This is a genomic window from Streptomyces sp. NPDC012794, assembly GCF_042901085.1.
In the GTDB taxonomy this organism is placed as follows: domain Bacteria; phylum Actinomycetota; class Actinomycetes; order Streptomycetales; family Streptomycetaceae; genus Streptomyces.
Genome location: NZ_JBIBCI010000018.1, coordinates 16,097 through 29,017, shown reverse-complemented (window position 1 = coordinate 29,017; position 12,921 = coordinate 16,097). Strand labels below are relative to the sequence as shown.

The window sequence follows — 12,921 nt, the reverse complement described above, 5'->3', positions numbered from 1 at the left end:
TGGGTGGAGGGGGGTGGCGGCTACCGGCGCCAGAGCGGGGCGACGTACTTCGTGTACAGCCACTCGCCCAGCGGGAGCCGGCCGAGGTCGACCTGCGCCGCTCCGACGCGGTCGGCGGGGGCGCGGCCGACGGTCAGGGGGAGGCTGACGACGGGCATCCGCACCGGGGTCGCGGCCACCGGGAAGAACGCCGACATGGGTGCGCTGCTCTGGGTGCGGGTCAGCGCGGCGACGCTGGCGGTGCCGGTCTGCTCGCGGGTCATCAGCCCGGCCCGGTAGAAGCGGACCGGGGAGTCGGGGCGCACGGAGGACAGGTCGGCGGTGTCCGGCAGGACCAGCTCGACGCGGCCCCGGTCGTGGGCCACGTAGCCGGCGGCGAGGGTGTACGGCGCCTTGACGAGGACCAGCGCGGCCCCGGCCGCCCCGGTGAGCAGCACGGCCGCGGCGATGGTGCGCCACAGCGGGGCGCCGGCGGTGCGGCCCTCGGCGGCGAGGCGGCCGAAGCCGAGGCCGAGGCGGTAGACGAGGTAGCAGACGACCATCAGGACGGTGCTGGTGCCGACGGCGCCGAGCCTCTGGAGCAGGTCGGACCACAGGGCCAGGGCGCCGGCGATGACGTAGAGGGGGAAGGTCATGCAGGCCAGTCCGAAGGCCACCGCCCAGCGCTGGGCAGGGAGTTCGCGGGTGTAGCCGCGGCCGCCGAAGAGGATCTTCGCGAGGAAGCGGCGGGCGTCGGTCATGGCCCGGTCGCGCAGGTGCGGCACGTCGAGGTGGCTCATGAGGGCGATGTAGCCGTCGAGCTTCACGAAGGGCAGCAGGTTGACGACGCCGCTGGTGTAGGTGGCGACGGCGAAGACGAGGACCGCGTCGCGCAGGTCCGAGGGGCCCAGGGCCAGGGCGCTCAGGGCGGCGGCCCCGGCGATCACGGTCTGGGTGGCGATGCCGGCGAGGGCGACCCGGACGCGCTGTTCCTTGCGGGAGAGCCGCCAGCCGTCGGAGACGTCGCAGAAGAAGGCGGGCGACATGTAGAAGAGCATGAAGCCCATCCGGCTGGGCTTTCCGCCGTAGTACGTGAGGACCGCGCCGTGGCCGACCTCGTGGACGGCGGTGGTGGCGAGCACCCCGGCCATCACGCCGAAGTAGGCGTAGAAGGGGAGCGGCCGGCCGAGTGCGGTGTCGACCTCGGGTGTCATCAGCGCGAGGGCGAGGACTCCACCGAGGGCGAACAGGGCGGCGACGGCGGCCGAGGTCCGCCCGGCGAACAGGCGGATCACGGGGGCGAGGCGGGCCAGGAGCCGCTCGGGGTGCACCACCGTGAACTGGAGCGTCATCGGCGGCGCGAAGCGGAACCAGGTGCTTCGGCGTTCGGCGGGCTTGCCGTCGTCGAGGACCTTGGTCTCGGCGAGCTTGTGCACGGCGGTCCCGACGTGCTGCGCGGTCCACGGCGGGCCGAGGACCTCGGCGAGGCCGGTGTGGTCGAGGGAGCCGTCCATCGCCCGGACGAGGCGCGCCATGTCGGGCTGGAGGCGGAAGTGCTGGTGGTTGCCGCGCTGGAGGACCCACGGCGCGCCGCTCTCGATGGGCTCGTGGATCTCCACGTTCGCGGCGATGCGCGGGCGTTCCAGGAGCGCGGGGTCCCAGTCGTCCGTGGCGGCGGCGGCCGGCTTGGGGGCCGCCTTCCGGATGAGCGTCTTGGTGGACATGTCTGGATCACGCCTTAGATGACGTCGCGGGAGAGCAGCAGCTGGCGGGCGGCGGTCCCGGCGGCGGCGAGCCAGCCGGCGAGGACCAGGAGGGCGAGCGGTACGGAGAGCAGCTCGGGCTTGCCGTCGAGGTAGACGGAGCTCATCGCGATGGTGGGCAGGTAGGCGGCCGCCTCCGGGGCGACCTCCTGGAGGCCCGGCTCGACGAGGAGGGTGAGCGCGATGACGGTGATGACGGTGGCGAGCTGGCTGCGGATGATCCAGCCGAGGAGCGCGCCCCAGGGGGCGGCGAGCACGTTCACGGTGATCACGCCGACCACGATGCGGGTGGTGTGGCCGGTCCAGTCGCCGTCGTAGCCGAAGTGGCCGGGCAGGGTGAAGGCGCACAGCACCGCGAGGGCGGCGGCGAGGAGGCCGTTGAGGAGCCCGGCGGCGGTGGCGACGAGGGCCTTGGCGGACAGCAGCCGCATCCGGCCGCCGCTCAGCAGGACCGAGCGGGCGATGGCGCCGGAGTTGTACTCGCGGGTGACGAGGATGGCGCCGAACACGGCGGACATCAGGAAGGTCATCATCCACGCCTGGGCCATGTCGTCGGTGACGGTGGCGGCGGTGGCCTTGCCGAGGGCGATGCTCTCGTCGCCCGTGGAGGCGTACCCGAAGCAGGTGAGCAGGGACATGAAGATCCCTGCGGTGGCGAGGATCAGCCAGGTGCGGCCCGTCCAGGCCTTCATCCACTCGCCGGCGAGGACGTTACTCATGGGTCGGCCTTTCGGTGCGCGCGGCGGTCCCGGTGTCCCCGTCCACCAGCGAGAAGAAGCGGTCTTCGAGGCGTTCGGCGCCGTCGGAGGTGAGCTCGGCGAGGGAGCCGGCGAAGCGCAGGGTGCGCTGGATGACGATCACGTCGTCGACGGTCTGCTCGACCTCGGCGAGGAGGTGGCTGGAGACCAGGACGGTGCGGCCTTCGGCGGCCAGGGCGCGCAGGGTGTCGCGCAGCCAGCGGATGCCGTCGGGGTCGAGGCCGTTGGCCGGCTCGTCCAGGACGAGGAGTTCGGGGTCGGCGAGCAGCGCGGTGGCGAGGGCCAGGCGCTGGCGCATGCCGGTGGAGTAGCCCTTGGCGGCGCGGTCGGCGCTGTCGGTGAGACCGACGCGTTCCAGTACCGCGTCGACGCGGGCCGGGGAGACGCCGAGGGTACGGGCCCAGATCCGCAGGTCGCGGCGGCCGGAGGCGCCGGGGGTGGGGCCGATGCCGTCCATGCAGACGCCGACGCGGCGGGCGGCGTCGGGGAGTTCGGTGTAGGGGCGGCCGAAGACGGTGGCGGTGCCGGAGGTGGGGCGGGCCAGGCCGAGCAGCATGCGCAGGGAGGTGGACTTGCCGGCGCCGTTGCGGCCGAGCAGTCCGGTCACCCGGCCGGGGCGGACCTCGAAGGTCACGTCCTGCACGGCGGTGAACGGGCCGAACTCCTTGGTGAGGCCCGACGCGCGGACGACGCCGGCGGCGCTCATCGCTTGCTCGCGGCGACGTTGGCGCCGACCTTGGCGGCGCAGGCGACCAGGCCCAGGCCGATGACCGTCATGACGGCGACGAGCGCGGCTCCGGTCAGCTGCGCGTTGGCGACGGCCAGCGCCAGCGCGAGCAGCGCGGCGGTCGTCCCCAGCTGTCCGTTCGTCCCCTTGCGGGGGTTCTCCTTCGGCATGTTGGCTCCCTCTTCCTTCTGCTCCGTGCGTGGGGTGCGTGATGCGGTGCGGGGGCCCGCGGCGGTGGCTTGCGCCACCGCCACGGGGCCGGGTCACCCTGGGGGACCGGCGTTCCGGTCCGCTGTGATCGGGGTAGCCGTGGCTACCGGTGCGATCAGGTGGCGAGCGTGGCGCTCGCGACGGCGATGCCGCTGATGACGACGCCCTGCTTGAAGCCGGACCAGAAGCCCGGGGCCTCCATGGCTTCCAGCTCCTGCATGCCGAGCTCGAGGTTCTCGGTGGCGATTTCCTGCTTCAGAACGTCCTGCATGGGGTTCTCCTGTTTCTCGTGTGTCTTCTCGGTGGGTGGAAGGCGTACCGCCGTGCGCGGTACGGGCTTCTCAGGTGGCGATGAGCGCCGCGGAGGCGACGTAGCTGCCGTAGCCGGCCGCGGAGGCGACGACCACACCGGCGCCGACGCCGATGCCGGTCCACCAGCCCGGGGCCTCCATGGCCTCGAGCTCCTGCATGCCCAGCTCCAGGGCCGGGAAGGTCTCGATCGCGAGGTTGTCCTGCATGAGGGGTACTCCTTTTCCGTGGGTGTTCTCGGGTGCTTCAGTGGGAGGTGGAAGGCGTACCGCGGTGCGCGGTACGGGCTTCTCAGGTGGCGATGAGCGCCGCGGAGGCGACGTAGCTGCCGTAGCCGGCGGCGGAGGCGACGACCACACCGGCGCCGACGCCGATGCCGGTCCACCAGCCCGGGGCCTCCATGGCCTCCAGCTCCTGCATGCCCAGCTCCAGGGCCGGGAAGGTCTCGATTGCGAAGTTGTCCTGCATGAGGGGTACTCCTTTTCCGTAAGGGTCGTTCGGGGTGTGCTGCGTGTTCGGGATGTGCTCCCGTCCGCACCGCGCGGCCGTGCCTGCGGGTGCGGAAGTCCGTGGGTGGTGCGTACGGGCGCCTGGTGCGCCTGGTGGTGTCAGGCCGCCGCGGCCCCGGCCAGCAGGCCGTACACGTCGTCGGTCCGCAGGCCGCCGAGCATCGGCAGCCCGGCGCCCCAGGCGCGGACGGTGCGGCCGGCGATCTCGGCGAGCCGGTCGGGGCCCGCGCTGATGCCGCGGTCGATCCCCCAGGAGTCGACGAGGGCTTCGATGCCCGCCGCCGGGTCCTCGGGGAGGGTGTCCGGGTCGGTGGCCCGCAGCCGGGACCACAGGCGCCGGAGCCTGACGTCCGAGCCGAGCCGTGTCTCGCCGGCGCAGACGGCCCGCCACAGGTGCGGCAGGATCGCCGCGACCGCGGTCATCTTGCGCACGCCGAGGGCGGAGGACAGCTCGTTGGCGATGAGCCAGCCCTTGACCGCGTACAGGTCGCGGCCCAGGTGGGCCCATTCGGCGTGGCTGAGGCCGCTGAGCTTGGCGATCTCCAGCCGCAGCCGGTCGCCGGTGGGGCGTCCGGCGCGGCGCGCGTCGCGCACCTCGTGGCCCAGCAGCACCAGCCGTTCGGCGATGGTCTCCACCAGGGCGTCCTCGGTGGGCAGGTCCCCGTGGTCGCCGACGTACGGGCTGATCACGCGGTGCAGGGCTTCGAGGACCCCCTCGGCGACGAGTGCGTCGTCGAGGGTGGCGGTGGCGGCCGGGTCCAGGACGGCTGCCCTGGGCCGCAGGGCGGTGCCCATCACGAGCCGCTTGCCGAGGCCGGAGTAGCCGAGGCAGGCGACGCCGCTGGACTCGGTGCCGGTGCCGACCGTGGTGGGTACGGCGACCAGCGGGAGTCCGTGCCGGGTGTGGTGTCCGAGGACCAGCAGTCCGCTGCGCTGCGGCACCGTGAGGCGGGCGTACGCGTCGGGGTTGGTCCGCATCAGGGCGGCCAGCTTGGCCTGGTCGAGGAGGGAGCCGCCGCCGATGCCGACGATCAGCTCCGTGTCCGTGTCCGCGAGCCGGCCGGCGAGCGCGGCCACCGTGTCCAGGTCGCCGGGGCCGGACAGTTCCAGCACCGTCGTCCCGTACCGGTCCCCGGGCAGCAGGGCGCGGATCCGGGCGGTGACCGGGGCGGCGGCGACCGCTTCGTCCACGAGGACGGTGATCCGCCGCTCGGGGCGTCCGGTGAACCAGGCGCCCAGGCTGTCGCAGCCGATCAGCTGCTGGGCCGGGGCGTGCCAGCCGGCGCTCACGCCAGGGCCTCCGCCGCCGGGGCGGTGGTCCGTGCCAGGTGGAGGTTCAGTCCGGCGGTGACGCGGGCCAGGAGTTCGGTGAGGTCGGCGTCGGTGTAGGTGAGGGCGGGGAAGAGCTGTACCCCGTTCACCCCGGGGTGGACGATGGCGCCGGCCTCCCGGATCGCCCGCACCAGGGCGTGTACCTGGTCCTGCGGGAAGGGGGTGCCGTCCGGGTCGCACAGCCGGACGGAGCGGAAGCAGCCCAGGCCGGTGGTGGCCGCCACCCGGGGGTGGGTGGCGACGAGCGCGGCCAGTTCGGTGTCGAGCCGGGCCGACAGCCGCCGGCCGAGGGCGACCGCGTCGAGGCGGCGCATCTCGTCGAGGGTGGCGGTGATGGTGGCGCAGGTGACCGGGGTGCCGGCCTGGGTCTCGCCGTGGGTGAGGACGGCGCCGGCCTCGGTGAAGGCCTCCGCCACCTGGCGGGAGGCGATCACGACGGCGGCCGCGCTGGTGCCGTTGGTGAGTCCCTTGGAGGAGACGAGCAGGTCGGGCTGTTCGGCCCACTGCTGGGAGGCGAAGAGGCTGCCGGTGCGGCCGAAGCCGGTGGCGACCTCGTCGGCGACCAGCAGGAAGCCGTGCTCGCGGCGCACCCGCAGCAGTTCGGCGAGGTACTCCTCGGTGAGGGGCACGGCGCCGCTGCCGAGCACCGGCTCGACGACGACGGCGGCGATCTGGCCGCCCTGGCGGGCCATGAGGGTGCCCAGCTCGGACGGGTCGTTGGGGGTGACGTGGCGGACGAACCGCTGGTCCACGCCGTACAGCTGCTGTCCGAGGTCGTCCCCGGTCAGCGCGAAGCTGCCGTAGGTCAGGCCGTGGTAGCTGCCGCGCAGCCCGACGACCACCTTGCGCTGCGGCTGTTCGCGCAGTGCGTGGTACTGCCGGGCGACCTTCATGACGAGGTCGTTGGCGGCGCCGCCCGAGGTGGAGAACAGCACCCGGCCGTAGTGGGCGGGGCCGGCCGCTTCGACGAGGGCCTCGGCGGCGCGCCGGGCGTAGACGTTCTCGTAGCGGAAGACGGAGAGGTACGAGGCCTCGCGCAGGGCCTCGGCGGCGGCGCGGGCGATCTCCTCGTTGCCGTAGCCGATGTTGGTGTTCCACAGGCCGCTGGAGCCGTCGAGGAGTTCGCGGCCGTCGGCGAAGCGGACCCGTACGCCGTGGGCGGAGACCGCGCAGGTGTCGTCGCGTCCCTGGTCCCGCGGTGCGGTCAGGGACGGCCACAGCGGGTGGTGGCCGGGGGGTGTCGTGGTCGTCCCGTTCACCGGGTCACCTCCGTTTCCAGCAGTACGTCGTGGTGGCGCTCGCCTACGGCGGGCAGCGGGTGCCGGGACAGGACGCGGAACCCGGCGGCGGCCAGTTCGGCCTCCAGCAGTGCGGCGGGCAGGACGCCGATGGTGGTGGTGCACACCCGTACGGGGCCTTCGTCGCCGATGGCGGCGGGGAAGAGCGTGACGGTGCGGCTGCCGGAGTCCGGCGTCCAGTGCTCGAAGAGCCGGTAGGCGCGGCCGCTGTCGGTGACGATCTCCATGTCGACCTCGGCGGGTCCGGCCTCCCCGGTGGCGGCCATGTCGACCGTCGAGAGCAGGAACCGGCCGCCGGGCTCCAGGTGTTCGCGCACCGCCCGGTACAGGCCGGTGCGTCCCTCGGCGTCGAGCAGGGAGATGGTGGTGGTGCCCAGCACGATCGCCCCGAAGCGCCGGCCGAGGTCGAAGTCGCTCATGTCGGCCCGTACGGGCAGGCAGCGCTCGCGCAGTGCGGGCGGTACCGCGGCGAGCCTCTCGTCGAGCAGCTCCAGCATGTACGGGGAGAGTTCGAGGGCGGTCACCTCGCGGCCCAGCGCCAGCAGCGGCAGCGTCAGGCGTCCGGAACCGGCCGCCAGGTCGAGCACGGGGCCCGGGACGCGGCGGACCAGGGCGAGCAGCTCGCGCACCTCGTGGGTGCCGGTACCTGCGAGGTCGTGGTAGACGGAGGCGCCGACCGCGTCGTACAGGTCGCACAGCACGGCCCGCCCGCCGAGGGAGGCGAGCAGCTCGCCGGCGCGTCCGGGGACGTCGGCGGGGGTGGGGACGCGGTGGCCCGCGTCGGACATGGGGGTGGTCGTCATCGTGGTCATGGCGGTCAGTGCCCCGCCGTCACGAGCTCGTCCGCACGGTCGCCGAGGGCTGCCGCCGGGGCTCCGGCGGCCGCGCGGAGGGCGACTCCCGCGTCCTCGAAGTACGCCGCGACCTGCTCCAGGCCCGCCCGGTCGGCGTAGGAGGCGCCCGCCTCCACCGAACCGGCGACCAGCAGCACTTCCGCGAAGGCGGCGGCGGCCCGGTCGAGGCCGAAGGTGCGCCCGCTCGCCGGGTCGTGGAGGAAGGCGTCCCCGCCCGACCACAGCAGCAGCGGCAGCAGCGCGTCGGCGGTGTCCGCCTCGGTCCCGGCCGGGACGGACGCGGCGGCGGAACCCAGCCGCCCGCCGAACCCGGACACCCGTATGCCGGCCAGCCCGCGGGCCCGCAGGTCGCGGATGGCGCCGACCGCCGCGAGGTAGCGCCCCAGCCAGGGGCGTTCCGCGGCATGCCGCTGTCCGGCGGCGCCGTCGAGCAGCCAGCGGGTCTCCAGCCGCTCCAGGGTGTCCTCGCCGAGGACACCGAGCCGGGCGCCGCCCGGGGCGGTGGACAGGAAGCCGTCCTGGTCGGCGTACAAGCGGTGGCGGGGGCCGTCGCCGGCCGGACCGGCACCGAGGGCGGGCAGGTCGGCGAGCTGGATGACGGGGTTGGTGAGGAAGTCCTGGAACTCCCCCGTCTGCCGGGCCTGGTCGGCGTCGGCGAGGTAGGCGCCCTGGTCCAGGTCGTCGGCGACGCGGATCAGCGTCGGGCCGACCACCGACATGTAGGCGCTGACGCCGTAGTTCTGGATCTGGAGGTAGAAGTCGGTGCCGAGGGAGCATTCGGCGCCGGGCTCGCTCAGCGAGCCCTCGTAGCCGACGACGACGGGGCCTTCGGGGCCGGCCGTGTCCTCGGTGTGGCCGGGGGTGAACACCACGGAGTGCGGGCCGACGAGATCGGAGCCGAGCAGCGTGGAAAGGTGGTCCGGATTCTCCAGGACGACCGTCGCGGAGCCCGTCGCGGAAAGCTCCGCGCCCGGCTTTCCGGTACCCCAGAGCATCAGATGCCGTTTGATTCCCGCCATGACTCCCCCTTCAAGGAATGCGAAGCGATTCGAAGCGATTCGGTGGACGCGCCGGACGCGCTGGACGCGCTGAAAGCGGCGGACCCGGTGGACTCGGTGGCCTCGGCCGAGTCGGTTGACTTGGTGGCCGCGGTGGACGCGGTGGACCCGGTGATCGGAGTCCGGCCGGACTCCGGACGGGGACGCGTCCGGGCAGGCCGGATCGGGGCCCGGCCCGAGTGGGGCCGGACCCGGACGGGGCCGGGGTCAGGCCAGGGCGGACAGAATCGTCCTGAGTTCTTCGGTGGCCGCCTGCGGGCCGAGGCAATTCGCCACGCCCGTGACGTTCAGGACGACTTCGTCGACGCCCGCCTCCTCGTACTCCTTCAGCTGCGCGACCAGTTCCGTGATGTCGCCGCTGAGGAATCCGCGCCCTTCGACGAGGGCCCGCGCGTCGAGTTCCCGGTCCGTGCCGGTGATGCCGATCCCGGACTTGCGCAGCATGTCGACGTAGTGCGGGAGTCCCAGGTGCGCGGCGTTGCTGGCCAGTGCGATCTCGCCGGGTGTCCGGTCGGTCCGGGCGAGGGCCAGGGGGACGATCGCGGTCAGCCTGGGCACCGGCCGGCCGGTCTTCGCCGCGCCCTCGCGCAGCGCCGGCAGGACGGTGTCCCGCAGGTAGGCGGCCGGGGTCAGCCAGGTGATCGCCACGTCGGCGACCTCCCCGGCGAGCCGGGCCATGGCGGGCCGCAGCACGCCGAGCCCGATCTCCACCGGGGCGGAGGGGAAGGGCGCGAGCTGCGCGTCGCAGGTGACGTACTCGCCCTCCATCCGTACGTTCTCCCCGGCCAGCAGGCCGCGCACGGCCGTCAGGTACTCGCGGGCCGCGGTCAGTGGACTGCGGTACGGGGCCCCGCGCAGGGCCTGCTGGAGGGAGGGCGCCCCGGGCCCGAAGCCGGCGGTCACCGGCTGCCCGGTGGCCAGGGCCAGCGAGCGGGCCTGGAGCGCGGCCTCGTAGGGGTGGCGCAGCGGCATGAGCGTCACGCCCAGCCCGGTCGGGACCCGGAAGCCGGCTCCCGCGGCGTGGACGAACCCGTGGTGGGGTTCGACCATCAGGGACTGCCCCTGCCAGAGCCGCTGGGCGTGCGTCCAGTGGACGAGGCCGGCGTAGGGGAGGATCTGTTCCGGCCGGCGCGGCAGGAACGGTATGAGTACCGAGTAGGCGGTCATGGTGTCGTGCTCCCCTCTTCCTTCCTCGTACCGCGTTGCGGGATCTGCGGCTCTGCGTTGTGCGATGTGCGATGTGCGACTCTGCGTTCTTAAACCCAGTCGAAGGTTTCACGCCGGTCGAAGTGCGGCTTGCCCATGCCGGCGCAGTTCCGGAAGTCGACGTCCTCGAGTTCCACCACGGAGAGGAAGCAACGGGCCCTGTCGGCCGCCTGACCGGACGCGGTGAGCGTGTCCTGGGCCGGCGGGTGGATGAAAGGCCCGGAGAAGGTGAGTCCGGCCGCCACCGCGAATCCCGCGATGACGGAGGCGATTCGAGCGCGCCCGCCGAGCTTGGTCTTCTTCATCGTTTCCCCCTGTGTGGATCGTCGTCGTTCCGACATGGATAAGACTGCCGTTCGCCGGTCGGACTTTCGAGCGAATCTGGACGCAGCTTCCTGCGTCGGTGTGTGCAACAAGCTGCACGGACGCGGGAACCAAAACCGGTGGGAATGCTTCCGTTACCCATGGTCAGCCGGTCTCCGCGTTCGTATGATCAGCCCACCGTGCTGACCACACGGAGTACCACCACAAGGGGGAACATTGCGCGCCGGAAGCCTCGTGCACTTGGGGATGACAACCGAGGACGAAGACCTGTACAGATGCCTGCTCCGCCTCACGGAGGGGACACCCGCCGTACTGGCCGAACACCTCGGGGCGCCGCTGCCCGAGGTGGAGGAGTGGCTGGCGCGGCTGGAATCGATGGAGCTGACCTCCCTGGCGGACAACGGCAGCATCCGGCCGGCCCCGCCCGCGATCGCCGTGCAGCGGCTCATCGACCTGCGGCTGAGGGAACTGCAGGAGGAGCTGCGACGGGTGACGGCCGAGCAGCGGGTGGTGGAATCGCTGCTGGCGGAGCGGGACGCGGTACGCCCGGTCATGCGCGGGGCGTCGGAGCGGCCGGCCATCGAGCGGGTGGAGGGGACGCCCAACGTCCGGGCGGTGATCGACGAGCTGACGTTCTTCACCCGTGAGGAGGGGCTGACCACCCAGCCGCACGGGGCGCTCAGCGCCGCCAGCATCGAGGCGTCGCGCCCGCTGGACGCCCGCATCCTGCGGCGGGGCATCAAGATGCGCACGATCATGCGCCCGGCGGCGGTGGAGGACGCCCCGACGCTGGCCTACCTCCAGGAGATCTCGGCGATGGGCGCGGACATCCGGATCTCGGCCAAGCCGCTGGAACGGATGCTGGTCTTCGACCGGGCGGCGGCGCTGACCCCGATCGACCCGCAGGACCCGCGCCTGGGGGCGCTGGTGATCCGCGAGACGGGACTGGTGGCCAACCTGGTCTCCCTGTTCGAGCGGATGTGGTCGGACTCGGTCCCGCTGGCGGAGGCGGTCGCGGCCCGCCAGGGACCGGAGGGCGGGCTGAGCGAGATCGAGCGCAAGGTACTGACGACCATGTACGAGGCGGAGAAGGACGAGTCGGGGGCGCGCGAGGTGGGCGTATCGGTCCGCACGTACCGCAAGTACGTGGCGGACCTGATGCAGCGCCTGGGAGCGACGAACCGCTTCCAGGCGGCCCTCCTGGCCCGCGACCACGGCTGGATCTGAGGAACCGCCCGGTGGGCACGTGGAGGACCCGACGCGGGTCGGGTCCTCCAGGGTCCGCCAAGTCCTCCAGGCGAGGTTCCGCTCAGACAGTCGCGCCGACCTTCTGGGAGAACCCGCGCAGCCCCGGCATCTCCGGGTTCATCACCAACAACTCCGAGACGATGGACCTCACCTTCGGCCGGGTCGCCTCCTCGGGCGCGTACGAGGCCAGAACGCGCAGGGCGTGAAACGCCTTCTCCGGCTCGCCGAGCCTCTGCCACACGCGGGCGACGTCCATGCACATCCGGCCCCGCCTCTCCGCGTTCGGCAGCCGACGGGGGTCGATCTTCTCCGCGTGAATCAGCGCCTGATCGTCCTCGCCGAGCGCGTGGTGTACCGAGATCCGGAAGACCTTCGTCTGGTCCTGGCCGAAAACGCCGGGGATGTAGAGGCGCTGAGCGGCGCTCTCCCGGCGCTTCGCGGTCTCCTCGGCCTGCCCGATCAGCTCCATGGCCTGCCCCCGCCAACCGGCCTGCGCGGCACTGTAGGAGGCCGTCAGCATCAGCGTCCCCCGCATGGCCAGTTCCTCCGACCGGCTACCGAGCCGGTCCGCTGCCTGCCGGAGATGGTCGATGGCCGCCTGGTACTCCCCGCCGCGCCGCAGCGTGATGCCCATGGAGTGCGCCGCCTCACCCATCACCACCGCGTTGCCCGTCAGCTCTGCCTGCGCGCGTGCCCGCTCGGCCGCGACGCCGGCGAACGGACCCTGGTAGTTCTTGATCGCGAGCTGGGCGAGCAGCACGTACGCGCGGGCTGCGATGTCGTGGGCCTGCGACGCCAGGGAGCCGGAGATCAGCGACGGCAGACTGCGGCTCAGCCTGCTGTACTGCGCCTCCTGGAACACGGTCCGGGCCTCGGTCAGCGCCGCCACAAGCGACGCGCGGGACGCCGGCCGCACCTCGGGCAGACGGAACAGCGACCGCTCCACCAGCTCCTTGGGATCGGTGGAGGCCGAGGCGGCCGTACCGGGAAGCGCGGCGGCGATGCCGACTCCCAGACCGAGCGCGAGCACGTTTCGGCGGTGCACGTCATCCCCTTCGAGTCCGACATCAGCGGCCTTCAGGCTCAGGACACCACACAGAGCGGCCAACGCGTCATGGTCGGGCTGGATCTTCCCGGTTTCGACCCGCGACAGCCAGGACCCGGAGTATCCGACGGCCTTGCCCACTGCCCCTTGCGACAGGCGCTTGGCGTTGCGAGCCCGCCGCAGCACGTCCCCTGGCAAATCGCCCATGCACAGAGTGTGCCGATCCACGCACAGACTTTGCAGACCCTCCGTCAGACATCGTCCGAACGGGTCCGGACGGCTTCACTGTCCATACCACCCC

Annotated in this window: 15 protein-coding genes; 1 reads left to right on the top strand and 14 read right to left on the bottom strand. The window is 72.8% G+C overall.

Annotated features, from left to right (window positions below):
• Positions 1-20: 20 nt before the first annotated feature.
• The 13 genes from mpaP to ACFY7H_RS27295 all read right to left on the bottom strand — a co-directional run bounded on the left by mpaP (position 21) and on the right by ACFY7H_RS27295 (position 10,308).
• Positions 21-1,703: a daptide biosynthesis intramembrane metalloprotease gene (gene mpaP, locus ACFY7H_RS27355; RefSeq protein WP_388943028.1), complete on the bottom strand. Its 1,683-nt coding sequence runs from the start codon at positions 1,701-1,703 to the stop codon at positions 21-23.
• Between the two features lie 14 nt (positions 1,704-1,717).
• Positions 1,718-2,461 carry an ABC transporter permease gene (locus ACFY7H_RS27350; protein WP_388943025.1) on the bottom strand — a complete coding sequence of 248 codons (744 nt, stop codon included), beginning with the start codon at positions 2,459-2,461 and terminating at the stop codon, positions 1,718-1,720.
• The gene (locus ACFY7H_RS27345; protein ID WP_388943022.1) at positions 2,454-3,206 is read right to left on the bottom strand and encodes an ABC transporter ATP-binding protein; all 753 of its coding nucleotides are present in this window, start codon (positions 3,204-3,206) and stop codon (positions 2,454-2,456) included. Before ACFY7H_RS27345 ends, ACFY7H_RS27350 begins: the two co-directional genes overlap by 8 nt.
• The gene (locus ACFY7H_RS27340) at positions 3,203-3,397 is read right to left on the bottom strand and encodes a hypothetical protein (protein WP_388943019.1); all 195 of its coding nucleotides are present in this window, start codon (positions 3,395-3,397) and stop codon (positions 3,203-3,205) included. The genes ACFY7H_RS27345 and ACFY7H_RS27340 overlap by 4 nt, the downstream gene beginning before the upstream one ends.
• A gap of 155 nt (positions 3,398-3,552) precedes the next feature.
• Complete coding sequence (locus ACFY7H_RS27335; RefSeq protein ID WP_388943016.1) at positions 3,553-3,708, bottom strand: daptide-type RiPP; 156 nt, start codon at positions 3,706-3,708, stop codon at positions 3,553-3,555.
• Between the two features lie 70 nt (positions 3,709-3,778).
• Positions 3,779-3,955, bottom strand: a complete 177-nt coding sequence (locus tag ACFY7H_RS27330) for a daptide-type RiPP (RefSeq protein WP_388943013.1) — start codon at positions 3,953-3,955, stop codon at positions 3,779-3,781.
• Between the two features lie 82 nt (positions 3,956-4,037).
• Positions 4,038-4,214 (bottom strand): daptide-type RiPP, encoded by a 177-nt coding sequence (locus ACFY7H_RS27325; protein WP_388943010.1) that lies wholly within the window; start codon positions 4,212-4,214, stop codon positions 4,038-4,040.
• Between the two features lie 140 nt (positions 4,215-4,354).
• Complete coding sequence (gene mpaC / locus ACFY7H_RS27320) at positions 4,355-5,545, bottom strand: daptide-type RiPP biosynthesis dehydogenase (protein WP_388943007.1); 1,191 nt, start codon at positions 5,543-5,545, stop codon at positions 4,355-4,357.
• Entirely contained in the window at positions 5,542-6,846 is a 1,305-nt protein-coding gene (gene mpaD, locus ACFY7H_RS27315) for a daptide-type RiPP biosynthesis aminotransferase (RefSeq protein ID WP_388943005.1), read from the bottom strand. Before mpaD ends, mpaC begins: the two co-directional genes overlap by 4 nt.
• Positions 6,843-7,697 carry a daptide-type RiPP biosynthesis methyltransferase gene (gene mpaM / locus ACFY7H_RS27310; protein ID WP_388943003.1) on the bottom strand — a complete coding sequence of 285 codons (855 nt, stop codon included), beginning with the start codon at positions 7,695-7,697 and terminating at the stop codon, positions 6,843-6,845. Before mpaM ends, mpaD begins: the two co-directional genes overlap by 4 nt.
• A gap of 5 nt (positions 7,698-7,702) precedes the next feature.
• A complete protein-coding gene (gene mpaB, locus ACFY7H_RS27305; protein ID WP_388943000.1) occupies positions 7,703-8,758 on the bottom strand; it encodes a daptide biosynthesis RiPP recognition protein in 1,056 nt (351 codons plus the stop codon).
• Between the two features lie 246 nt (positions 8,759-9,004).
• Positions 9,005-9,964: an LLM class flavin-dependent oxidoreductase gene (locus ACFY7H_RS27300; protein WP_388942997.1), complete on the bottom strand. Its 960-nt coding sequence runs from the start codon at positions 9,962-9,964 to the stop codon at positions 9,005-9,007.
• Positions 9,965-10,053: 89 nt separating this feature from the next.
• Entirely contained in the window at positions 10,054-10,308 is a 255-nt protein-coding gene (locus ACFY7H_RS27295; protein WP_388942995.1) for a hypothetical protein, read from the bottom strand.
• 265 nt (positions 10,309-10,573) lie between these two features.
• Between ACFY7H_RS27295 and ACFY7H_RS27290 the strand changes: the two genes are divergently transcribed.
• A complete protein-coding gene (locus tag ACFY7H_RS27290) occupies positions 10,574-11,554 on the top strand; it encodes a LuxR C-terminal-related transcriptional regulator (protein WP_388942992.1) in 981 nt (326 codons plus the stop codon).
• 82 nt (positions 11,555-11,636) lie between these two features.
• Here the strand turns inward: ACFY7H_RS27290 and ACFY7H_RS27285 are convergent, their stop codons facing one another.
• Positions 11,637-12,827 carry a multiprotein-bridging factor 1 family protein gene (locus ACFY7H_RS27285; protein ID WP_388942990.1) on the bottom strand — a complete coding sequence of 397 codons (1,191 nt, stop codon included), beginning with the start codon at positions 12,825-12,827 and terminating at the stop codon, positions 11,637-11,639.
• Positions 12,828-12,921: the final 94 nt, after the last annotated feature.